The organism is Comamonas sp. GW821-FHT11H03 (assembly GCF_058807955.1).
The window spans coordinates 209,640-232,595 of the sequence record NZ_JBXARF010000010.1; the positions used below are offsets into that span (position 1 = coordinate 209,640).

The window sequence follows — 22,956 nt, forward strand, 5'->3', positions numbered from 1 at the left end:
TGTCGGAAGACCCATTGTGTAAAAAGGCGACCTCTGGGGTCGCCTTTGGCATGCAAGGATTGACGGCTTACAGCCCCAGCGACTTGAGCAGGTCGTCGGTATCGCTGGGTGCTGCAGCAGTATTTATAGCAGCAGACGCTTGACCAGATTGGGCTTCACGAGTCTGAGCCATGACCAGATCGGGGTCGGGCTTTTCCTGGGCTTCGAAGTCCTTGATCTTGATGAATTCCATGTGATCCACCGCCATCTCCAGATAGAAGATGTTGTTGTTGCCCGTGTAGAAGGTCACGCGGCGGGCTTCGGGGGCATCGAGGTTGGCATCCACGCTCAGATTGACTTGCTTGTTCAGGCGGATCATCTTGGGCTGGCTTTGCGCGATATAGGTCTGCAGCTCGCGCTGCACCTTGCTGGTGAAGTCGCCAACGACCTGATTCATCAGCTCGCCCATGACGTTGCTCACGTCATCCGAGGTGTAGGAGCTGGCCAGATCGCTCTCGGCCATGCCCATGGACAGCAGATAGCTGCGGTAGAGCTCCATGGCCGCATCGGCCGAGAAGTTGATGATGATGAGCGCAGAAAAGCCGCCATCGATCAGCACAAAGCAGCCGATATCGGGTTTGAGACTGGTCTTTGTGATGCGTTGCACCATGCCCGAGTACTGGATCGGGCACTGGGTGGCCGCCTGCAGCACGCGCGAGACAGAGTTGCACAGGGCAATCAGCACATCTTCGGTGCCGTGGACGATGGGGGCGTTGGGTTGGCTCATGGCTGCATTGGTTCAAGAGATGGCTGATTATGTATGCAACACTTTGTTGCATAGAGATATCTGCAGCAATTGCAGGCTGCCGCTGTCTGTTAACGTGCCTGCTTTTGAAAAATCAGAGGTATTCATGCAGAACAAGCTGTTGCGCCTGGCGGCCAGTGTCATTGTGGTGACGGGTTTGACCGCCTGTTCGAGCTTGTCCGGCATGACGGACAAGGTTTCCCAGACATGGGACAAGACCTGGACCGGTCTGACGGGCAAGAAGCAGGTTCAGACCCAGGCGGCGGTCAAGCAGACCGGCCTTGCACCCGCAGGCATCAAGGTCAGTGAGGAAAGCGGGCGCTGGCAGGGCCTGTACAGCCTGGACGGCGAGACGGCCCGGTTTCAGGAATGCGAAAGCGGCCAGATCATCGGCGTGCTGCCCGAGGGCGACAGCGTGCTGCTGGAGCAGGCCTATCTGAACACGCGCAGCAGTGCCACCATCGCCATGCTGGCCGAGGTGCAGGGCAGGGTGGTGGAGCGCCCCGTGGCCGATCCGGTGCTGGCCCGGCAGGGGCGCAAGATGCTGGCGCTGCGGGTGGAGCGCTTTGTCGCCCTGTCCAGCCAGGCAGCCTGCCGCAATGCCAAGGCCAACTGGTAGGCAGCGGCCCGCTGTTCAAAGCACTTTTGATCGCTTCCAGCGCTTTGCCATCAAGCGCTGGAGTTGTTTTTGATACTTATTTGGCAGCGGCGCGCGCCTGCTCCAGCCAGCCGTCAAAAGTGTGCTGATGGGCCTTGATCCAGCCGTCCACATGGCGGCCGACATCGGCCTCGCTGCTCTCGCCCTGGCGCATGCGCATGTTCTGGGCGTTGATGTCCTCTATGGGCAGCTGCATCACGGCAAACAGCTTGGCAGCGGCCGGATTTTTCTCGGCCCAGGCCTTGTTGGCCAGGATGTATTGCTGATTGAGCCTGAAGCCGTAGTTCTTGCCATTGGGCAGCTGGGTCTGGTCTTCGCCCTGGGCACCGGGGACATTGGGTACCTCCAGCCAACTGACCTCCTTGCCCGGGCGCAGCACGGTGTTTACCCAGAACGGGGTCCAGACGTAGTAGAGAATGGGCTTGCCGCTTTTGTAGCGGGTGATGGTGTCGGCAATCAAGGCCTGGTAGTTGCCTTGCCTGTGGGTGACGCTGGACTCCAGATCCAGTCCCTTGAGATGCTTGTTGATGGCCAGCTCGCAGCCCCAGCCTGGGTTGCAGCCCGTCAGATCGGCCTTGCCGTCGCCATCGGTGTCGAACAGCGCTGCCAGCTTGGGGTCCTTTAGCTGCGTGATGCTGGTGATTTTGTACTTCTCGGCCGTGGCCTTGTCGATCAGATAGCCTTGCACCGCATTGCGCGAGTAAGTGCCGGCGCGATAGAAAGCCTTGTCTGCGCCATTATTCTCATAGAAGGCGCGGTGCAGCGGCATCCAGTGAGTGGCGGTAAAGGTGGCGTCGCCCTGGGCCACGGCCACATGCTGGGTGCCGTTTTCCAGACTCTTGACGGGCTGTACCCGGTAGCCCAGCTTCTCCAGAGCGCGCGCAACCAGCAGGGTCTGGAACATTTCCTCATCCACCGTGCCCTTGAGCGGTTGCACCGAGACGCCTTTGCCGGGCAGGTCGCGAGAGTTCGTTTGCGCTTGTGCGGCAGCGGCGCCAAAGCTCAGCAAGGCGATGGCAGCCAGACAGCGGTATTGGTGCTGCAGGGGTGGGAGAGGGGAATGTGCGGGCTTGTTGCTGTGCATGAATACTCCTTGGGTGCTGGGTGCCTACCCCGAAATCGGCATGGAAAAAGCGAGAGGGTTGATGAAGGAAACGGCGCCCGAAGCCGGTTCGGCGCGCCGTTGGCGAATCAGGATTTCAGGGCTGCGGCCTTGGCCTGGGCAATCCAGGCGTCAAAAGTCTTCTGGTGGGCCTTGATCCAAGCATCCACATGGCGCTGGATATCTGCGGGCTTGCTTTCCCCTTCGCGCAGCAGCTGGTTCTGACGGCTGATGTCGTTGATGGGAATCTGCATGATCTCGAACAGCTTGCCGGCAGCCGGGTTCTGTTCGACCCAGAGCTTGTTGGCCACGATGTACTCGTTGTTGAGCGGAAAGCCGTAGTTGCGGCCATTGGGCAGCTTGGTTTCGGTGCCGGCCTGCACGCCGGGCATGGAGGAGCGCGACACCTGCAGCCACACCACTTCCTGGCCGGGACGCAGCACGTTGCTGAGCCAGTAGGGCGTCCAAGCGTAGTACAGCACAGGCTTGCCGGCCTTGAAGCGCGCCAGCGTGTCGGCAATCAGGGCCGGATAGTTGCCCTGGGTGTAGCTGACGGTGTTTTCCAGACCGAAAGTCTTGATCTGGTGAGCCACCACAGCCTCGCCACCCCAGCCGGCGTTGGGGCCGATCAGATTGGCCTTGCCGTCGCCGTCGATATCGAACAGGGCCGCCAGTGCGGGATCTTTGAGCTGGTCGAGATGGGTGATTTGGTGTCTATCGGCCGTCTTCTTGTCGATCATGTAGCCCTGCGCGGCACCGGCTGCATACACGCCCTTGCGCGAGAGCTTGGCGTCGCCGCCGGCCTGCTGATAGAACTCGGCGTGGTGCGGGCTCCAGTGGTTGGCCATGAAGCTGGCATCGCCATTGGCCACGGCCAAGTGGATCAGCGGGTAGTCCAGCTCTTGCCAGGGCTTGACCGTGTAGCCCAGTTGCTGCAGCGCCTTCATCACCAGCAGCGTCTGGAAGTTCTCCTCGGCCAGAGCGCTCTTGACAGGCTGCACGGTGATACCCTTGCCCGGAAGCGCATCGCCAGGCACATTCTGCCCGGCCGCCCAGCTCGATGTGTGGCCCAGACCCAGCGCCGCAGCGCCGGCAGTAGCCAGCATCAACTGGCGTCTGGTGTGTTGGCTTGGGGGCGGTGTCTGCAAAGACTTGCTCATTGTTCTTGTCTCTCCTTGGTTTGGGTGGGCTTGCAGCCCGATGGAAAATGACACTCCGCGCTCCCCACCGCGTGTGGTTCGCAGCCCCTCCAGGAGAGGCGTTTTTATCTTGGGGCGGCCTGGCGATAAAAAAACGGCGGCCGCGCAAGCGGTCGCCGTGATTCAGGGATTGTGATCAGGACTTCTTGGCAGCCGCCAGCGCCTGGCTGATCCAGCCGTCGAAAGTCTTCTGATGGGCCTTGATCCAGCCGTCGGTGTGACGCTCGATGTCGGAGGCCTTGTTCTGGCCCTGGCTCATCATGTAGTTCTGGGCGTTGATGTCGCCCACGGGCAGCTTGATGATTTCAAACAGCTTGGCTGCCGCAGGGTTCTGCTCGGCCCAGGCCTTGTTGGCCACGATTTGCTGGTTGTTGGCAATGAAGCCGTAGTTCTTGCCGTTGGCCAGCTTGGTGTCAGTGCCGGACTGCTCGCCGGGCAGCGCGGAGAACGGAACCTCCAGCCACACCACATCCTTGCCGGGCTTGAGCACATTGCTCACCCAATAGGGCGTCCAGGTGTAGTAGAGAATCGGCTTGCCCGCCTTGTAGCGGGTGATGGTGTCTGCCATCAGCGCCGAATAGGTGCCCTGCTTGTGGGTGACCGTGTCGCGAAGCTTGTAGGCGCCGAGCTGGTGCTCGATCATGGCCTCGCAGCCCCAGCCGGGCGTACAGCCCGTCAGGTCGGCCTTGCCGTCACCGTCGGTGTCGAAGAGCTTGGCGATCTCGGGGTTCTTGAGCTGGCCCAGATTCGTGATTTTGTGGGCATCGGCCGTCTTCTTGTCGATCAGATAGCCCTGAGCGGCATTGGCCGAGAACACGCCCTTGCGGTAGAGCTTGGCGTCGCCGCCTGCATTCTTGTAGTAGTCCGCGTGCAGCGGGTTCCAGTGATTGGCCATGAAGGTGGCGTCGCCGTTGGCCAGGGCAATATGGGCCGTGGGATATTCCACTTCCTTCATGGGCTGGACCTCGTAGCCCAGCTTTTCCAGGGCCTTCATGACGAGCTGGGTCTGGAAGCTTTCCTCGGCAATCGAGCTCTTGAGCGGCTGTACCTTTACGCCCTTGCCCGGCAGTTCGTCGGCGGCAAAGGCGCCGGTGCTGACCATGGACAAGGCCATGGAGGCTGCGGCCGTGCTGGCAAGCAGCCAGTGGCCCAGCCCATGGCGGATGCTGGCAGTGTGGTTGACTGTATTCATGCGTTCTCCTTGTTCTTGATTCAGATCGTCGCGGGCTTGGCGGCCTCGCTGCCGGGCTTGGGGGCCGGCGCAAAGCGTTTGCTGTGCAGGCGCATGACCAGACCGGCCGGGCCCGTGGCCCACCAGCGGGCACTGCCGCGCTTGGGCTCGCCCATGGCTTGGGTGATGCGGTCCAGCACGATGGCCAGCAGCACGATGCCCAGGCCGCCGACGGTGGCCAGACCCATGTCCAGACGGCCGATGCCGCGCAGGACCATCTGGCCCAGACCGCCGACGGCGATCATGGAAGCGATCACCACCATGGACAGAGACAGCATCAGCGCCTGGTTGATGCCCGCCATGATGGAAGGCATGGACAGCGGCAGCTGCACCTTCCACAGCAACTGGGCAGGCGATGCACCGTAGGCACGGCTGGCCTCTATCAGGTCGGGGCGTACCTGGCGGATGCCCAGATTGGTCAGTCGGATCAGTGGCGGCAGCGCAAACACAATCGTCACGATCACTCCGGGCACGTTGCCGATACCGAACAGCATGACCACAGGCACCAGATAGACGAAGGCCGGCGTGGTCTGCATGGCGTCCAGCAGCGGGCGCGTCCAGCGCTGGGCTCGGTCGCTGCTGGCCAGCAAGATGCCGACGGGCAGGCCGATCACGATGCAAAAGAACAGCGAGGTCAGAACCAGGGCCAGCGTGACCATGGCTTCGGACCAGATGCCCAGCAGGGCCACAATCAGCAGCGATACTGCCGAGCCAATGGCCAGCTTGCGGCCAGCAAACTGCCAGGCCAGAAGGGCGATCAGCAGCACCAGCGCGGGCATGGGAATGGTCTGCAGTACATCGGTCACGCCGTTGAGCGTGGCGTCGATGGGGGTGCGCACGGCCTGGAAGAAGGGGCGGAAATGATCGACCACCCAGGTCAGGCCGTTGTTGATCGAGTCCTGCACGGGCAGGCCTTCGGTGGTGATCTGGTGCCAGAGCTGGCCTATGCCGCCGTCATGCTCGGGCACATCGGTGGGCGAGGGGGCGCTGAGCCAGTCGGTACTGCTGGCCTGGCTAGCAGCATCTCCGCCGCTCCAGGCATCAGTACTTGAGCCGGCTCCCGCGTCGGCATAGGAGGCAGCCCAGGGATCGGCATCTGCCGCCGAGCTAGTGACATTGGCGCTGGCCGGCTCGGTGGCGGGCGCAGAGGCTGCGGCCCACGGGTCGTCAAAAGCCGCGCTGGTGGTTTCTGTGTTGGTATTGTTCAGTGCGTTATCGTTCAAATCGGCTCCCTTCTTTTAATGCGCTGCGTGCTGGGCAGCTTGCGTATTGGGCTTGGGCTGGAAGTGCTGATCCAGCTTGATGGGCGGAATTTCCTTCTGGGGTGGTGGCACCGGTGGGGTGGCGCGATCCAGGAACTTGAGCATCGTGGTGCGGCTGATAACGCCCAGGTATTTGCCTTCTTCATCCACTACAGGCAGCGGGTAAGCCGGAGTGGCCACGGTGCCGAACAGCTCGGCCACCGGCGTGCTGCTGGCGATAGGCTGCACATCGGAGATGAAGGCGTGCTTGAGGCCCAGCATTCCTTCGTGGCCGTGCAGCGCATCGCGCAGCGACTGCGACGAGACCACGCCCAGAAAGCGTTTGCGTGCATTGAGCACATAGGCGTAATCGCGGTCGGAGTCCTCCAGCAGGCGAAGCGCGGCGCGGCAGCCGCGGTCGCTGTGCTCTGAAATCACGGTCAGCGCCTGGCGGGCGATGTCGGAGGCCTTGAACACGGCTGCGGCATCCACGCCCTGAATGAAGGTGCGCACATAGTCGTTGGCCGGGTTGCGCAGAATCTCGTCGGGCGTGCCGACCTGCTGCACCATGCCGTCCTTCATGATGGCGATGCGGTCGCCAATGCGCATGGCTTCGTCCAGATCGTGAGAGATGAAGACGATGGTGCGGCGCTTGATTTCCTGCAGGCGCAGAAGCTCGGACTGCATTTCGGTGCGGATGATGGGGTCCAGTGCCGAGAAGGCTTCGTCCATCAGCAGGATGGATGGGTCGGACGCCAGCGCACGGGCCAAGCCTACGCGCTGCTGCATGCCGCCGGAGAGCTCGTCGGGGTAGCTGGCGCCCCAGGCACCCAGGCCCACCTGCTCCAGGGCGTCCTGCGCCTGTTGCTGGCGCGTGGCGCGGTCCACGCCGGCGAGCTCCAGACCAAAAGCGGTGTTGTCCAGCACCGTGAGGTGGGGCATGAGAGCAAAGGACTGGAACACCATGGAGATGTCCTTGCGGCGCAGTGCACGCAGTTGCTTGTCATTGAGCGCATTGATGTCCTGGCCGTCGACCAGGATGCGGCCGCTGGTGGGCTCAATCAGGCGATTGAGCATGCGCACCAGGGTGGACTTGCCCGAGCCCGAAAGGCCCATGACGACAAAGATTTCACCGGCTTCAATGGTGAAGTCGGCATCGAACACGCCGATGGATTGCCCGGTCTGGGCGAGGATCTCCTGCTTGCTCCGGCCCTGTTTCACAAGGTTGAGAGCGGTTTTCGGATCGTTGCCGAAGACCTTGAAGACATGATCGATAGCGATTTGCTTGGCCACTGTGGCGTTCTCCTTTTTGATGGGATGGAACACAGTCCAGCGCCCACGACCGGTAATGCCGGTGGGCGCTGGCGCACAAGCCAAAATAAAAGCCCTGATGCCGCAGCCCAGCCCGGTCTGGTGAACGGGACTGTGCAATGCAGATGGCGCAGCGATGGCGCCGAGTTTTCAGCCCGGATGGCACAGCCAGGTGTGCGCAAGAGCTGGCAAATTGGAAGAAGCAGCTGGCTGGCAGAGCAGGTACCGACTGGCACGCATCTGCACGGCTTCTTGTCAGGCCAACCCCGGCACATCGGCCGGGGAGAGCCCCCTACATCAGGGCCGTGTTTCGGCCCGGTTGACGGGGCTGCGCCAAAGAGCGGCAAGCGCTCTTAAATTGACACAACGATCCGCCGGGAAGTGAGTCAACCGCATCTCAACAATGCGGTGACGACCTGCGCGGCAGGTTGTAAATGACTTTTTAATATATCGAATTGGGTTTTATGCGTCAAATGGAGCTGTAAGCTTTGCCGCCCACATCCGCCGGAAATGGTGCGGCTGAAACATTCGCATACGTAAAAATAACGGGCACAAGTTCTTGATAGATAAGGACTTATGCCGAATTGACAGATTGTTTTTGACGGTTGTCAGCTTTTGACGAGCTTTGCGCTTGCTCAAGGCATGAAAAAAGCCCCTTCATGGACAACCATGCGGGGCTTTTTTGGGGGAGGAGTGCAGCTTCAGTGGTGAGCGCTTTGGGTGAGCTTGTCCGTCAGTGCGATGGCCAGGGCGCTGAGCAGGAAGACCACATGGATGATGGTTTGCCACATCAGCACCTGGACTTCATAGCTGCCGGCATTGATGAAGCTCTTGAGCAGGTGGATGGAGCTGATGCCGATGATGGACAGCGCCAGCTTGACCTTGAGCACCGAGGCATTCACATGACTCAGCCACTCGGGCTGGTCGGGATGGGACTCCAGGCCCATGCGGCTGACAAAGGTTTCGTAGCCCCCCACGATGACCATGATCAGCAGATTGGAGATCATGACCACATCGATCAGGGCCAGTACCACCAGCATGATGATGGTTTCGTTCAGATGAGTGATCTGGACATCGCTTTTGTAGCCAATATTGGTGATCAGGGCATGCAGGGCTTCCTGATTGCCGAAGACTGCCTCCACCAGATGCCAGAGCTCCAGCAGAAAGTGCCAGACATAGACACCCTGGGCGGCAATCAGACCTAAGTACAGCGGCAATTGCAGCCAGCGGCTGGCAAAGATCAGCGAGGGCAAGGGGCGCAATGCGCCAGAGGGCTGGTAGCCGCCATGCGGCGTGTGTTGGGTGGAGTTGCCTGCTTCGTCGGAAGGGATGCGGCTCATGATGTGTATGCGGGGCGGACTGGGTGCGATGGGTGGGCAACGGGATGCCGCCACCTTGTAAGACTGGTTTTGCTGGGGCCGCATCCCGGACTGTCTGCGCCTTCGAGAGCAGGCCGTAACGTGGGCCCCGGCTTCAGCAGCAGCAGGTGCGCGATTCTAAGGGTTTGTTCCGGGGTGTTTTGAGAAAAGTGCAGGCAAATCAACACCAAGCAGGCGCTTTCTGCTGCAAAAATGGGAGCGAATGACGGGCTTGATGGCGTGCAAAAGCCGCTTCTCAATTTCAGTCAGTGGGGTGTAAGACCGAGCCTTGACAGTACACCCACAATTATTTCATTGCTTATGCATCAGGAGACAAAACGATGAGCGCTTCGACATCAACCATCGAATCCGTGCTGGTGGAAAACCGTGTGTTCCCGCCCCCAGCGGATTTCGCCGCCAAGGCCCGCATCTCGGGCATGGCACAGTACCAGGCCTTGTGCGATGAAGCCGAACGCGACTATGAAGGCTATTGGGCACGTCTGGCCCGCGAGAACGTGAAGTGGACCAAGCCCTTCACCCAGGTGCTGGACCAGAGCAACCCGCCGTTCTATAAATGGTTTGCCGACGGCGAGCTCAACGCCAGCGCCAACTGCCTGGACAAGCACATGGGCACGCCCGTGGAGAACAAGACGGCGATCATCTTTGAAGCCGACGGCGGCGAGGTCACCAAGGTCACTTACAAAGAGTTGCTTGCCCGCGTCAGCCAGTTCGCCAATGCGCTGAAGTCGCGTGGCGTGCAAAAGGGCGATCGCGTGCTGATCTACATGCCCATGACCATCGAGGGCGTGGTGGCCATGCAGGCCTGCGCACGCATCGGCGCCACGCATTCCGTGGTGTTCGGCGGTTTCTCGGCGAAGGCCGTGCAGGAGCGCATCGTGGACGTGGGCGCCAGCCTGGTCGTCACTTCCAACTACCAGATGCGTGGCGGCAAGGAGCTGCCGCTCAAGGCGATCGTCGACGACGCGCTTGCGCTGGGCGGCTGCGAAGCCGTCAAGAGCGTGCTGGTCTACGAGCGCACGGCCACCGCCTGCAATATGGTCGCGGGTCGCGACATCAGCTTCACCGATGCACTGGCCGGTCAGTCCACCGAGTGCGAGGCCGTGCCTGTGAATGCCGAGCACCCGCTCTTCATCCTCTACACCAGCGGCTCCACCGGCAAGCCCAAGGGCGTGCAGCATGCCACCGGCGGCTATGTGCTGTGGGCCAAGCAGACTTTCGAGTGGACCTTCGATGTCAGGGACAGCGATGTCTTCTGGTGCACGGCCGATATCGGCTGGATCACCGGACACAGCTATGTGGCCTATGGCCCGCTGGCGGCCGGTGCCACGCAGATCGTCTTCGAAGGCGTGCCGACCTTCCCCAATGCCGGCCGCTTCTGGCAGATGATAGAGCGCCACCAGTGCAGCATCTTCTACACGGCGCCCACGGCCATCCGCTCGCTGATCAAGGCGGCGGACTCCGATCCCAGCGTCCACCCGAAGAACTGGAATCTGTCCAGCCTGCGTCTGCTGGGCTCGGTGGGCGAGCCCATCAACCCCGAAGCCTGGATGTGGTATCACAAGCATGTGGGCGGCGAGCGCTGCCCCATCGTGGACACCTTCTGGCAGACCGAGAACGGCGGTCACATGATCACGCCGCTGCCCGGTGCCACGCCTCTGGTGCCCGGCTCCTGCACCCTGCCTCTGCCCGGCATCACGGCAGCCATCGTCGACGAGGCCGGCAATGAGATTCCCAATGGCGCTGGCGGCATCCTGGTGGTGAAAAAGCCATGGCCTTCGATGATTCGCACCATCTGGGGTGACCCCGAGCGCTTCAAGAAGAGCTACTTCCCCGACGAGCTCAAGGGCTACTACCTGGCCGGCGACGGCGCCGTGCGCAGCGAAGATCGCGGCTACTTCCGCATCACGGGCCGTATCGACGATGTGCTCAATGTCTCCGGCCACCGCATGGGCACCATGGAAATCGAGTCGGCCCTGGTGGCCAAGACCGATCTGGTGGCCGAGGCAGCCGTGGTAGGCCGTCCCGACGACCTGACCGGCGAAGCCATCTGCGCCTTTGTGGTGCTCAAGCGCGGCAAGCCCACGGGCGAAGAAGCCAGGCAGATCGCGGCCGAGCTGCGCAACTGGGTGGCCAAGGAGATCGGCCCGATTGCCAAGCCCAAGGACATTCGCTTCGGCGACAACCTGCCCAAGACCCGCAGCGGCAAGATCATGCGCCGCCTGCTTCGCTCGCTGGCCAAGGGCGAGGCGATTACCCAGGACACCAGCACCTTGGAGAATCCCGCAATCCTCGAGCAATTGTCGGAGACCAATTGAGCCGGCGAATACCGCTGATCTGAACGCATGATGATGACAAGGCCGCTGGAAACAGCGGCCTTGTCATTTCTGGCGCTTGCTGACGCAAGCCGGTGCGATCTTGGGTTAAAACAAGGTATTTCGGAGCACAAGGAAAAGAGTATGAACTTTCGCACCATCTGCATTGCCATCATCGTGACCCTGATTGCGGTGTTGGCTGCCTTCAATTGGACGGCGCTGTCCACGCCTGCCGCAGTTTCGTTGGGCGTGACCGAAATTCAGGCGCCGCTGGGCGTGCTCATGCTGGCGCTGACGATTTTGCTGAGCGTGTTTTTCATCGCCTATGTGCTGTGGATGCAGGGCTCGGTGCTGCTGGAGGCACGTCGCCACGCCAAGGAGATGCAGGCCCAGCGCGATCTGGCCGACAAGGCCGAGGCTTCGCGCTTCACCGAGCTGCGCAGCGTGCTCGAAGCACTGCATGCCAGGGACAAGGAAGAGGTGATGGCACGGCTCGATGTGCTGGAGGCACATCTGGTGCAGCGCGCCCAGGAGTCGGACAACAGCACGGCCGCCTATGTGGGGCAGCTGGAGCAGCAAGTGCATCAGATCAATCGCTGAAAATGCAATATTGATAGCTTCAATCGCTTTATCTACCAGCGTTTAAGGCGTATTTTGCATAAAAAAAGCCGCTGCAGTGCAGCGGCTTTTTCGTGGGGCGGGCCGAATTACTTCTTGTCGTTGCCCAACTGCGGCAGAGCGTTGGCGCTGCTCACGCTCAGCAGGCCGGCTTGCGAGTAGATGGCCAGCTTGGCGCGGGTGTCGATCAGGTCCAGGTTGCGCATGGTCAGCTGGCCGATGCGGTCGATGGGGCTGAAAGGCGCGTCCTCGACCTTTTCCATGGACAGGCGCTCGGGAGCGTAGGTCAGGTTGGGCGACTCGGTATTCAGGATGGAGTAGTCGTTGCCGCGGCGCAGCTCCAGTGTCACGGTGCCGGTTACGGCACGGGCCACCCAGCGCTGCGAGGCTTCACGCAGCATGATGGCCTGGGGGTCGAACCAACGGCCCTGGTACAGCAGACGGCCCAGGCGCAGGCCGTTGATGCGGTACTGCTCGATGGTGTCCTCGTTGTGGATGCCGGTCACCAGGCGCTCGTAGGCAATGTGCAGCAGGGCCATGCCGGGGGCTTCGTAGATGCCGCGGCTCTTGGCTTCGATGATGCGGTTTTCGATCTGGTCGCTCATGCCCAGGCCGTGGCGGCCGCCGATGCGGTTCAGCTCCAGGAAGACTTCCACGGCATCGGTGTATTCCTTGCCGTTGATGGCCACGGGGCGGCCTTCTTCGAAGGTGATGGAGACTTCTTCCGCCTTGACTTCGACTTCGGGCTTCCAGAATGCCACGCCCATGATGGGGTTCACGATGCGGATGCCGGAGTTGAGGAACTCCAGATCCTTGGCTTCGTGGGTGGCGCCCAGCATGTTGGAGTCGGTCGAGTAGGCCTTCTCGGCCGACATCTTGTAGCCGAAGCCTTCCTTGGTCATGAAGGCCGACATTTCGGCACGGCCGCCCAGCTCGTCGATGAAGTTGCTGTCCAGCCAGGGCTTGTAGATCTTCAGCGCCGGGTTGGTGAGCAGGCCGTAGCGGTAGAAGCGTTCGATGTCGTTGCCCTTGAAGGTCGAGCCGTCGCCCCAGATGTTGACGTCGTCTTCTTTCATGGCCGCCACCAGCATGGTGCCGGTCACGGCGCGGCCCAGGGGCGTGGTGTTGAAGTAGGTGATGCCGCCGGTGGAAATGTGGAAAGCGCCGGACTGGATGGCTGCAATGCCTTCGTTGGCCAGCTGGGGACGGCAGTCGATCAGACGGGCCTTTTCTGCGCCATATTCCATCGCCTTGCGGGGGATTTCGTCGTAATCGGCTTCGTCGGGCTGGCCCAGGTTGGCCGTGTAGGCGTAGGGCAGGGCACCCTTGTTCTTCATCCAGCGCAGAGCGGCAGAGGTGTCCAGGCCGCCGGAGAAGGCGATGCCGACCTTCTGGCCGACGGGAACATGTTGCAGAATGGTTTCCATGAGATATCTCTTAAAAATGATAGCTGCAAGCGCTTAATGGGTAAGCGATTGGGGCTGAAAATGCTTGAAGTTCTCGGGCCTGGCCTGGAGCCGGGCCAGGTGCGGATCAGGCGTAATGGCAGATGTAGTGGTAAGCCTCGGTCACGCGAATGTCGAACTTGGAGTTCGCGGGGATCTGAAAGCTCTCGCCAGTCGAGGACTTCTTCCACTCGTCGCTGCCGTCGAGCTTGTATTCGCAGGAGCCGCCCACGCATTCCATGATTTCTGCAGCTGCGGTGCCAAAGGTCAGCGTTGCAGGAAGCACCACGCCCACCGACTTCTTGGTGCCGTCGGCCAGGGTGAAGCTGTGGCTGACGCACTTGCCGTCAAAGTAAACATTGGCCTTGGTGGTGAGGCTGACGCCTGCGATGGTTTCGGTGGTCATGGAAGAAGTACGCTGTGCGTGGTCGAAGATCAAAAGCATTGATTTTAGGCCACGGGATTTGCACCTGCGCGAATGCCTGGCAAAGGCAGGAAAAACAAGAGCCCCGTAAAGGGGCTCCTGGGCGGCCTGCAAGGCCGGATCGACTCGGGTCAGCGGCGCCAGCCGTGGGCGCCATGACCGCCGCGCCAGCCCGGACGGTAGTAATGGCTGGGGCGGGTGGCGTAGTAGGCACCTGCACCAATGGCGGCGCCTATCAGCAGCGGTGCCACATAGTCAGACGCCGAATAGGTCGAGCCTACCGAGTAGGTGGGCGCCACGGGCTGAGGGGCGTAATAGCCGCTGTCGTAGTTCTGTGGGTAGCTGGTGCTGTAGGCGCCCTGAGGAGGCGTCTGGGTGCTGTAGTAGCCGTCGTTGCTGTAGACCGGGTCGTTGGCCACGGGTTGCACATTCAGCGCAATCCATTGGCCGGGCGGGCTGGCGGTCTGCGTGGTGTAGCTGCGACCGTTGTACTCATAGGTCACGTTGTAGCCCACGGTACGGTTCTGATAGAAGGTCTGCGTGCTGCACTGGCGCATGTTCTGGTACTGCACCGGGCCGGAGGCTTCGGCCTGATTGCCCAGCATGGCACCGCCGACCACGCCGGCGGCCGTGGCCGCTGCACGGCCGCCGCCACCGCCGATGGCATTGCCGATCAGGCCACCGGCAATGGCTCCGACCACGGCACCCGCACCGGTGGGGCGAGGGGCGACCGCTACAGGCTGGTCGCTGCAGACCTGCTGCGGTACGGCGACCTGCTGGGTGATGGGGGTCGAGGACAGCACGCGGCCTCGCTCCTGGGCATAGGCCCCAGTGGCGGCCACGGCGGTCAAAGTCAAAACTGCCAGAGTTTTCATCAACATCTCTCCTGTCTCTGAAGCTTTAACGCATCAGATCACCAAAAAGTTTAGGGGATCTGCGTAAATTCAAGCTCTCGGCACCGTAAAACTAGGTAAAGCCATGTGTAAATGTGAGCGGTTGCTTATGTATTTTGCACCGTATCCCATTCATCAGCCTTGAAACCGACGGTAATTTTCCCGTCGGCCCATTCCACCACGGGGCGCTTGATGGTGCTGGCGTGCTCCTGCATTACGGCAGCGGCACTGGCTGCGTCAACGGCAGCGGCTTTGGTCGCATCATCGAGCTTGCGCCAGGTCGTACCCTGGCGGTTGAGCAGCTTTTCCCAGCCCACGGCCTGCATCCACTGAGGCAAGCGCTCGACGGGAACGCCTTGCTTCTTGAAGTCATGGAACTGGTAAGTAATACCTTGCTCACTGAGCCAGCTGCGTGCTTTCTTGACGGTGTCGCAGTTGGGGATGCCGTAGACGGTGGTGATCTTGCTCATGGTGTTCGGTATCGGTGAAACGGTTGGAGTCAGATGTAACGCATTTGCCAAGTGCCGGCAGCCATAGGGCCTCTGACAGTGGGCGACAATAGCGCCCAGTATGCACACCATATTTCCCACCTTGGATGCCTGGCTGGCTTATTGCGAGCGCCTGCATCCCCAGAACATCGCCCTGGGTCTGGATCGCGTGCGTGAAGTCGCACAGCGCATGGGCCTGCAATTCGACTGCCCCGTGATCACGGTGGCCGGCACCAATGGCAAGGGTTCGACCTGTGCCATGCTGGAGGCCGTGGCCCTGCAGTCCGGCTATCGCCCCGGTGTCTATACCTCGCCGCATCTGGTGCATTTTGAAGAGCGCTGCCGCGTGGGTGGCGAGATCGTCAAGGCCGAGGAGCTGATCCCGCATTTTGAAGCGGTGGAGCAGGCCAGGGTGAAGGACGGTAAAGAGGTTGCACTCACTTACTTTGAGTTCACCACGCTGGCCATATTGCGCCTGATGAGCCTGTCCAGGCTGGATGTGGCGATTCTGGAAGTGGGCCTGGGAGGCCGGCTTGATGCCACCAACATCATCGATGCCGACTGCGCCATCATCACCAGTATCGATCTCGATCACATGGAGCTGCTGGGCCCTGACCGGGAGAGCATAGGCCGCGAAAAAGCCGGCATCATGCGTGCCGGCCGCCCCGTCATCGTCAGCGACCCGGTGCCGCCGCAAAGCGTGATCGATCATGCGCTCGAAATCGGTGCCGACCTCTGGCGCTTCGGCAAGGACTTCCACTACGACGGCGACAAGCAGCAATGGGGCTGGGCCGGCCGTGGCCGCCGCTATGCGGGACTGGCCTATCCGGCACTGCGCGGCGCCAATCAGCTGATGAATGCTTCCGGCGTGCTGGCCGCCTATGAAGCCATTCGCGGCAAGCTGCCGGTGACGGCACAGGCCGTGCGCACGGGCTTGTCCATGGTGGAGCTGCCCGGCCGCTTCCAGATCGTTCCCGGTCAGCCTACGCTGGTGCTGGATGTGGCTCACAACCCGCACTCGGTGGCGGCGCTCACGGCGAACCTCGATGCCATGGGTTACTTCCCGACCACGCATGCTGTATTCGGTGCCATGGCAGACAAGGACTGGGAGCCCATGCTCACCAAGGTGGGGCCGCTGGTTGATCGCTGGTATTTCACCGATCTGCCCACGCCGCGTGCGGATTCTGCAGAAAACCTCAAGGCCAAGCTGCAGCAGTTGCAGGCTCAGGGCGTGATCCGCAAAGATGTGAGCATGCAGACCTTTGCCAATCCCCAGCAGGCCCTGGATGCCGCAGTCGCGGCCTCGGAGGCGGCTGATAGAATCGTGGTCTTTGGATCGTTCTTCACTGTGGGCGGAGTGTTGCAAAACGGCACGCCTCGTCTGAACGCCAAACACCTGGCTCACTGAGTCAGCGGCCTGCCGCTCCGGCTTTTGACCGGTGGCGGGCCTCAACAAGTCCTCACTCATGGCATTTTTCAATTTCCGTTGGCCTGGCAAAAAAGACGAAGCCGAGTCCGTGGCTGGAGCCAAGCGCCCCAGTCGCCTGGCCCAGGGCGAAAGCGTGGAAGCCATGCGCCGCCGCGCACGTCATCGCCTCATCGGGGCGGCCGTGCTGGTGCTGATCGGTGTGGTGGGCTTCCCGCTGCTGTTCGACACGCAGCCACGTCCCATTCCGGTCAATATCCCGATTGAAATTCCCGATCAGGCCAATTCGGCACCTGAGGTCGTACCTAGCACCCAGGTGGCGAGCCAGACGGCTGCACCCTCAGGGCGTGTCGCTGCCAATGCGTCTCTGGATGACGGTGAGGAAGTGCTTGCACCTTCGGCCAGGACTGCCGCTCCTGTGACTGCTGCTATTGCGCCGGCTGCTCCTGTGGTGGGGGCTGCGGTCACTGCGGCTGCCGTCGGCACAGCCGCTGCGGTGGCATCTCAGGCCAAGCCCGAGCCCAAACCAGATGTCAAACCTCAGCCCAAGCCTGAGGTGAAGCCCGAGCGAAAGCCGGAGCCCAAGCCCGAAAAGCCCAAGGCCGAGGTCAAGCCAGAGGTCAAACCTGAGGCCAAGAAGCCGGAAGCAAAACCCGAGCCCAAGCACAAGCCTGAAGCACCCAAGGTGGACGAGGCCGCCCGTGCCCGTGCCCTGCTCGAGGGGCGCAGCACCTCGGAGCCTGCCGCGCCCAAGGAGGCTGCCGCCTCCAACGAGCGCTTTATCGTACAGATCGGTGCCTTTGCCGAAGTCGGCAAGGCCAACGAAATCAAGGGCAAGCTGGGTGCCGGAGCCTTTACCCAGACCGTGGACACCAAGGACGGCAAGCGCACACGTGTTCGCATGGGGCCTTTCAAGAGCCGCGAGGAAGCCGAGAAGGCTGCCGCCAGAGCCAAAGCGTTGGGCTTGCCTGCATCGGTGTTCAAGGCTTGAGAGCGGTTTTCAGGCATCGGTTTGATTGATGAGCACGCTTGACTGGATTTTTGTGGTCGTTGTGCTGGGCTCCTTGTTGCTGGGGGCCTGGCGCGGTCTGGTCTATGAAGTCCTTTCCTTGCTGGGCTGGCTGGTGGCCTTTATGGTCGCGCGAACCTGGGCACAAGAGGTGGCGGTATGGCTGCCGCTGGATGGTTGGGACATGCAGCTGCGTTATGCGGCGGGCTTTGTGCTGCTGCTGGTGGGGTCCATGTTTGCCTGGGGAGTGATCTCCTGGCTGTCCAAGCAGCTGATTGAGGCCGTGGGTCTGAGGCCTGTGGATCGCACCCTGGGCGCCTTGTTCGGTGTCTTGCGCGGCGGCCTGCTGCTGCTGGTGCTGGCTCTGGTGATCCAGTACACGCCGCTGCACAAGGCTTTGTGGTGGCAGGACTCGGTGCTGGCGCCCTGGTTGACCGAGGCGCTGGGCTGGGTGCTGCCTGCTCTGCCAGAGGAGTGGGGGCAGTATCTGCCCAAGGCTTCCTCTTGAAGCGAAGTTTTTTGCCGCAATTTACCTAAGGGTTGAAAGTGGCTAAGGCGCTTGCTGTAAAACGCAGTGGGTGCCGACGAGAGTTTGGTGTTGGCGTGATCCGCCATGCCGGATATCAAAGCGCAGGCTAGCCAATGGGTGGCGAAGCAGGCGAGTGTGGCGAAGGGCGACTTTCGCGAACAGATGGAACGCAACTATGTGTGGAATCGTTGGTGTGGTGAGCACCGCACCCGTGAATCAGCTGATTTATGACGCTTTGCTGCTGCTGCAGCACCGTGGGCAGGATGCAGCCGGCATCGTGACCCAGCAGGAACGCAAGTTCTTCATGCACAAGGCCAAGGGCATGGTGAAGGACGTGTTCCGCACCCGCAATATGCGTGCTCTGCCTGGTGATGTGGGTCTGGGTCAGGTGCGTTATCCCACGGCCGGAAATGCCTCCAGCGAGGAAGAGGCTCAGCCCTTCTACGTGAATGCGCCCTTCGGTATCGTCATGGTGCACAACGGCAATCTCACCAATGCCAAGCAACTGCGCCGCGAACTGGCGGATACCGATCATCGCCACACCAACACCGAAAGCGACTCCGAGGTCCTGCTCAACGTGCTGGCGCACGAGATCGGCCGCGCCTCCAGCGGCGCGCCACTTCAGAGCGAGGAAATCTTCAAGGCCGTGCGTGCGGTGCACAAGCGCATCAAGGGCTCTTACGCCGTGATCGCGCTGATCGCCGGCTACGGCTTGCTGGCCTTCCGCGATCCCTTCGGCATTCGTCCGCTGTGCATGGGTCGGGGCAATGATGGCACCATCATGCTGGCCAGCGAGTCCGTGGCGCTGGAGGGTACGACCCATCAGTTCGAGCGCGACATCGCTCCCGGCGAAGCGATCTTTGTGCACAACGACGGCCGCATCGAGAGCCAGCAATGCGCTGAAAAGACCCAGCTCAATCCCTGCGTGTTCGAGTATGTGTATCTGGCACGTCCCGACTCCACCATGGACGGCATCTCGGTCTATCAGGCTCGCCTGAACATGGGTGAGACGCTGGCCAAGCGCGTGATCTCCATGGTGCCTCCCAATGAAATCGATGCGGTGATTCCCATCCCCGAGTCGAGCCGCCCCAGTGCCATGCAACTGGCACAGTTGCTGGGCAAGCCCTATCGCGAAGGTTTTGTGAAGAACCGCTATGTGGGCCGTACCTTCATCATGCCGGGCCAGGGTGCGCGCAAGAAGTCGGTGCGCCAGAAGCTCAACGCCATCAGCAGCGAGTTCAAGGGGCGCAATGTGCTGCTGGTCGATGACTCCATCGTGCGTGGCACTACCTCCAAGGAAATCGTGCAGATGGCGCGCGATGCCGGTGCCAACAAGGTGTATTTGGCGTCCGCTGCGCCCCCTGTGCGTCACCCCAATGTGTACGGCATCGACATGCCCACGCGCTCCGAGCTGGTGGCTCACGGCCGTACGGTCGAGGAAATTCGCCAGGTCATCGGCTGCGACGCGCTGATCTATCAGGATGTGGAAGCCATGAAACAGGCCGTGGGCAAGATCAATGCCCAGGTGAGCGGCTTCGAGGCCTCCTGTTTCGACGGCATCTATATCACCGGTGACATTTCCGATGAAGAGGTGACAGCGCTCAACGAGGGACGCAACCGCGGCAGCGAAGAGGAGAGCGAAGACACTTCGCGCCTGTCTCTGCCGAATGCTCAGGAAAGCTGAGCGCTGGCGTTCAATCGCAGCGAATGACTGAGTGTGAAAGGGTTGCTGAGGCAACCCTTTTCATTCAGGAGGACAATGGCAGAGCTGTGCGGTCGGTATGCTCTTTAAAAGTGAGCTAGTGACGTATGTACATCAAGCGTTTGAGGTTGATTTGACTCAAATTCCATGATGTGCGAGCAAGGCATATTCAAAGACCGGTACACCGAGTGCCGCCGGTCAAGCCGGTAGAGCAGCATGCGTGCGGGCCTGATTGGCGGTCTGCAGCGGACTCATGACCGGTACCAACCATCTGGATTTGACGATTGTGACCAACAAGACATTACCCGAAGGTTTGCATCCTGAAACTCTGGCCGTGCGCGAAGCGGTCGAGCGCAGCCAGTGGGGCGAGCATTGCGAAGCCCTGTACATGACCAGCAGCTTTGTGCAGCCCGATGCGGCGACCGCAGCGCGCCGCTTTGCCAATGAAGAGCCAGGTTTCACCTATAGCCGCACCGGCAACCCCACGGTCACCAGCTTTGAAAAGCGTCTGGCGGCCATGGAGGGGACGGAATGTGCGGTTGCGACCTCCACCGGCATGTCTGCCATCTTGCTGGTCGCGCTGACGGCGCTCAAGACAGGCGATCATGTGATCTGCTCGCAGTCCATGTTCGGCTCCACCATCAAGCTGTTGGGAACCGAGATGGCACGCTTCGGCGTGGAAACCACGTTTGTCTCGCAGACCGATATCGAAGCCTGGAAGGCGGCCATCAAGCCCAACACGCGCATGCTGTTTGCCGAGACGCCCACCAACCCGCTGACCGATCTCTGCGACATCGCCGCACTGGCCGAGCTGGCACACGCCAACAACGCGCTGCTGGCCGTGGACAACAGCTTCGCCACTCCCGTGCTGCAGCAGCCCGTGAAGTTTGGCGCCGACCTCGTCGTGCATTCGGGCACCAAGTTCCTTGACGGCCAGGGCCGCGTCATGGCCGGTGCGGTTTGCGGCACCATTGCCCTGGTGGACAAGGTCATGGGCACTTTCTTGCGCAGCGGCGGTCTGAATATCGCGCCCTACAACGCCTGGACGGTGATGAAGGGCCTGGAAACCCTGGCTTTGCGCGTCAAGGCACAAAGCGCTGCGGCGCTGGAGTTTGCCGCCTGGCTGGAAGCCCATCCCAAGGTGGCGCGTGTCTACTACCCGGGCCTCAAGAGCCATCCTCAGCACGAGCTGGCCATGCGCCAGCAAAACGGCATGGGCGGTGCCGTGCTGGCGTTCGACGTGGTGGGTGAGGGTGCGGAGCAACTGCGTGCCAATGCCTTCCATGTAGTGGACAGCACGCGTCTGTGCTCGATTACGGCCAACCTCGGTGATGTGAAGACCACCATCACCCATCCGGCCAGCACCTCGCATGGTCGTCTGACCGAAGACCAGCGTCAGGCTGCTGGCGTGGGTCAGGGTCTGATTCGTATTTCCGTGGGTCTTGAGCATCTGGAAGACCTCAAGGTCGATCTGGCTCGTGGACTGGATACGCTGTGAAACACCCCCTGAGTCGCTTCGCGCCTTCCCCCTCAACGGGGACGAGGCCTGCGCTGCGAGGCGGCTCTTGCTTGGCATCTCTGACCGAGACTGCGTGCGCATCAAGCGCCGCAGCCTTGACGCAGGGAATGCCGCACAAGGATTTCTGATATGACAACCAACAAAATTCGCACCCGCTTTGCCCCTTCGCCCACGGGCTTCATTCATCTGGGCAATATTCGTTCGGCCCTCTACCCCTGGGCTTTTGCGCGCGCCAATGGCGGTGACTTCGTGCTGCGCATTGAAGACACCGATCTGGAGCGATCCACCCAGGCTTCCGTGGACGTGATCCTGGAAGGCATGGAATGGCTGCAACTGGACCACGACGAAGGTCCGTTCTACCAGATGCAGCGCATGGACCGCTACAAGCAGGTGCTGGCCACGCTGCAGGAAAAGGGCTATGTCTACCCCTGCTATATGAGCATGGAGGAGTTGGACGCGCTGCGTGAAAAGCAGATGGCAGCCAAGGAAAAGCCCCGCTACGACGGCACATGGCGCCCCGAAGAAGGCAAGGTGTTGCCAGCGATTCCTGAGGGCGTGAAGCCCGTGCTGCGCTTCAAGACTCCTCAGTCCGGCGTGGTGGCCTGGGAAGACAAGTGCAAGGGCCGTATCGAGTTCCAGAACTCCGAGCTGGACGATCTGGTGATTGCACGCCCTGACGGAACGCCCACGTACAACTTCTGCGTTTGCGTGGATGACATGGACATGAACATCACCCATGTCATCCGTGGCGACGACCATGTGAACAACACGCCGCGCCAGATCCACATTTTTGAAGCGCTGGGGGCCACCGTGCCGACCTTTGCCCATCTGCCCACCGTGCTCAACGAGCAAGGCGAGAAGATGAGCAAGCGCAACGGTGCCAAGGCCGTGACCCAGTACCGTGATGAAGGCTATCTGCCCGATGCCATGGTGAACTATCTGGCCCGCCTGGGCTGGAGCCACGGCGACGACGAAATCTTCAGTCGTGCCCAGTTCCTGGAGTGGTTCAACCTGGATCACCTGGGTCGCAGCGCCGGTCAGTTTGACGAAGCCAAGCTGCGCTGGGTCAATGCCCAGCATCTGAAGGCCATGGACGACGCCGAGCTGGCCCAGTTGGTCAAGCCCTTTGTCGTCAAGGCGGGTGTGGCCGAGAGCCTGATCGACGCCGATGACCGTCTGGTGCGCATTGCTGCCTTGTTCAAGGATCGTTGCGAGACCTTGGTGGATCTGGCCAACTGGGCCAAGGTCTTCTATGTGGACAGCGTGGAGCGCAATGCTGAAGACTATGCCAAGCATGTGACCGAGGCGGCCACCCCCGTGCTCGATGCATTCGCTGCCGTGGTGGAAAACGTGGAATGGACCAAGGAAGCCATTGCGACTGCGATCAAGGAGTTGCTCAAGGCGCAGGGTGTGAAGATGCCTGTGCTGGCCATGCCCGTACGTGTTCTGACGGTGGGCACGGCCCATACGCCCTCGGTCGATGCGGTACTGGAATTGCTTGGACGTGAAAAAGTTATCGCGCGTTTGAAAAATCGCTAAAAACCTGTCTATAATTCGAGTCTCTGCAAAACGCGACTGATTAAAAGGTTGTCTTGCAGAGAAAGTTTTTGGGGGTATAGCTCAGCTGGGAGAGCGCTTGCATGGCATGCAAGAGGTCATCGGTTCGATCCCGTTTACCTCCACCAA

General features: G+C 61.1%; 21 protein-coding genes and 1 tRNA gene. 11 read left to right on the forward strand and 11 right to left on the reverse strand.

Going from position 1 to position 22,956, the window contains the following annotated elements; translation table 11 throughout:
- Positions 1-67: 67 nt before the first annotated feature.
- Positions 68-766 carry a DUF3334 family protein gene (locus tag AC1RTQ_RS21015; protein ID WP_302091648.1) on the reverse strand — a complete coding sequence of 233 codons (699 nt, stop codon included), beginning with the start codon at positions 764-766 and terminating at the stop codon, positions 68-70.
- A gap of 124 nt (positions 767-890) precedes the next feature.
- On the opposite strand from AC1RTQ_RS21015, the gene AC1RTQ_RS21020 reads away from it, so the two are divergent.
- Positions 891-1,403: a hypothetical protein gene (locus AC1RTQ_RS21020; RefSeq protein ID WP_409813534.1), complete on the forward strand. Its 513-nt coding sequence runs from the start codon at positions 891-893 to the stop codon at positions 1,401-1,403.
- 76 nt (positions 1,404-1,479) lie between these two features.
- Here AC1RTQ_RS21020 and proX (AC1RTQ_RS21025) read toward each other — a convergent pair whose 3' ends face one another.
- The 6 genes from proX (AC1RTQ_RS21025) to AC1RTQ_RS21050 all read right to left on the reverse strand — a co-directional run bounded on the left by proX (AC1RTQ_RS21025) (position 1,480) and on the right by AC1RTQ_RS21050 (position 8,866).
- Positions 1,480-2,526 carry a glycine betaine/L-proline ABC transporter substrate-binding protein ProX gene (gene proX, locus AC1RTQ_RS21025; RefSeq protein ID WP_492878592.1) on the reverse strand — a complete coding sequence of 349 codons (1,047 nt, stop codon included), beginning with the start codon at positions 2,524-2,526 and terminating at the stop codon, positions 1,480-1,482.
- A gap of 107 nt (positions 2,527-2,633) precedes the next feature.
- Positions 2,634-3,704, reverse strand: coding sequence for a glycine betaine/L-proline ABC transporter substrate-binding protein ProX (gene proX / locus AC1RTQ_RS21030; RefSeq protein ID WP_492878594.1), 1,071 nt, complete (start codon positions 3,702-3,704; stop codon positions 2,634-2,636).
- Positions 3,705-3,879: 175 nt separating this feature from the next.
- Entirely contained in the window at positions 3,880-4,935 is a 1,056-nt protein-coding gene (proX, locus tag AC1RTQ_RS21035; protein WP_302091644.1) for a glycine betaine/L-proline ABC transporter substrate-binding protein ProX, read from the reverse strand.
- Between the two features lie 20 nt (positions 4,936-4,955).
- Positions 4,956-6,197 carry a glycine betaine/L-proline ABC transporter permease ProW gene (proW, locus tag AC1RTQ_RS21040; protein WP_492878596.1) on the reverse strand — a complete coding sequence of 414 codons (1,242 nt, stop codon included), beginning with the start codon at positions 6,195-6,197 and terminating at the stop codon, positions 4,956-4,958.
- A gap of 15 nt (positions 6,198-6,212) precedes the next feature.
- Positions 6,213-7,508 carry a glycine betaine/L-proline ABC transporter ATP-binding protein ProV gene (gene proV / locus AC1RTQ_RS21045; RefSeq protein WP_492878598.1) on the reverse strand — a complete coding sequence of 432 codons (1,296 nt, stop codon included), beginning with the start codon at positions 7,506-7,508 and terminating at the stop codon, positions 6,213-6,215.
- A 719-nt stretch (positions 7,509-8,227) separates the two neighbouring features.
- Positions 8,228-8,866, reverse strand: a complete 639-nt coding sequence (locus tag AC1RTQ_RS21050) for a YqhA family protein (protein ID WP_302091641.1) — start codon at positions 8,864-8,866, stop codon at positions 8,228-8,230.
- Between the two features lie 359 nt (positions 8,867-9,225).
- On the opposite strand from AC1RTQ_RS21050, the gene acs reads away from it, so the two are divergent.
- Positions 9,226-11,220: an acetate--CoA ligase gene (acs, locus tag AC1RTQ_RS21055; protein WP_492878600.1), complete on the forward strand. Its 1,995-nt coding sequence runs from the start codon at positions 9,226-9,228 to the stop codon at positions 11,218-11,220.
- Between the two features lie 141 nt (positions 11,221-11,361).
- Positions 11,362-11,817, forward strand: a complete 456-nt coding sequence (locus AC1RTQ_RS21060; RefSeq protein WP_302091639.1) for a LapA family protein — start codon at positions 11,362-11,364, stop codon at positions 11,815-11,817.
- Positions 11,818-11,924: 107 nt separating this feature from the next.
- On the opposite strand, the gene argG is transcribed toward AC1RTQ_RS21060, so the two are convergent.
- From argG to AC1RTQ_RS21080, 4 genes are all read right to left on the reverse strand, one after another.
- Positions 11,925-13,262 (reverse strand): argininosuccinate synthase, encoded by a 1,338-nt coding sequence (gene argG, locus AC1RTQ_RS21065; RefSeq protein WP_034375741.1) that lies wholly within the window; start codon positions 13,260-13,262, stop codon positions 11,925-11,927.
- A 106-nt stretch (positions 13,263-13,368) separates the two neighbouring features.
- Positions 13,369-13,686, reverse strand: coding sequence for a pyrimidine/purine nucleoside phosphorylase (gene ppnP, locus AC1RTQ_RS21070; protein ID WP_302091637.1), 318 nt, complete (start codon positions 13,684-13,686; stop codon positions 13,369-13,371).
- Between the two features lie 149 nt (positions 13,687-13,835).
- Positions 13,836-14,579: a glycine zipper 2TM domain-containing protein gene (locus AC1RTQ_RS21075; protein ID WP_492878603.1), complete on the reverse strand. Its 744-nt coding sequence runs from the start codon at positions 14,577-14,579 to the stop codon at positions 13,836-13,838.
- A 125-nt stretch (positions 14,580-14,704) separates the two neighbouring features.
- Complete coding sequence (locus AC1RTQ_RS21080; protein WP_492878605.1) at positions 14,705-15,067, reverse strand: ArsC family reductase; 363 nt, start codon at positions 15,065-15,067, stop codon at positions 14,705-14,707.
- Between the two features lie 100 nt (positions 15,068-15,167).
- On the opposite strand from AC1RTQ_RS21080, the gene folC reads away from it, so the two are divergent.
- The 8 genes from folC to AC1RTQ_RS21120 all read left to right on the forward strand — a co-directional run bounded on the left by folC (position 15,168) and on the right by AC1RTQ_RS21120 (position 22,955).
- Entirely contained in the window at positions 15,168-16,493 is a 1,326-nt protein-coding gene (folC, locus tag AC1RTQ_RS21085) for a bifunctional tetrahydrofolate synthase/dihydrofolate synthase (RefSeq protein ID WP_492878607.1), read from the forward strand.
- A 58-nt stretch (positions 16,494-16,551) separates the two neighbouring features.
- A complete protein-coding gene (locus AC1RTQ_RS21090) occupies positions 16,552-17,502 on the forward strand; it encodes an SPOR domain-containing protein (RefSeq protein ID WP_492878609.1) in 951 nt (316 codons plus the stop codon).
- 28 nt (positions 17,503-17,530) lie between these two features.
- A complete protein-coding gene (locus AC1RTQ_RS21095; protein ID WP_034393958.1) occupies positions 17,531-18,028 on the forward strand; it encodes a CvpA family protein in 498 nt (165 codons plus the stop codon).
- Positions 18,029-18,133: 105 nt separating this feature from the next.
- Positions 18,134-18,280, forward strand: coding sequence for a hypothetical protein (locus AC1RTQ_RS21100; protein WP_230847665.1), 147 nt, complete (start codon positions 18,134-18,136; stop codon positions 18,278-18,280).
- Positions 18,225-19,733 (forward strand): amidophosphoribosyltransferase, encoded by a 1,509-nt coding sequence (gene purF, locus AC1RTQ_RS21105; protein ID WP_302091616.1) that lies wholly within the window; start codon positions 18,225-18,227, stop codon positions 19,731-19,733. Before AC1RTQ_RS21100 ends, purF begins: the two co-directional genes overlap by 56 nt.
- Before the next feature lie 304 nt (positions 19,734-20,037).
- Complete coding sequence (locus AC1RTQ_RS21110; RefSeq protein WP_003061097.1) at positions 20,038-21,249, forward strand: O-succinylhomoserine sulfhydrylase; 1,212 nt, start codon at positions 20,038-20,040, stop codon at positions 21,247-21,249.
- A gap of 150 nt (positions 21,250-21,399) precedes the next feature.
- Entirely contained in the window at positions 21,400-22,809 is a 1,410-nt protein-coding gene (gene gltX / locus AC1RTQ_RS21115) for a glutamate--tRNA ligase (RefSeq protein WP_492878612.1), read from the forward strand.
- 70 nt (positions 22,810-22,879) lie between these two features.
- Positions 22,880-22,955, forward strand: a tRNA-Ala gene (locus AC1RTQ_RS21120).
- Position 22,956 lies beyond the last annotated feature (1 nt).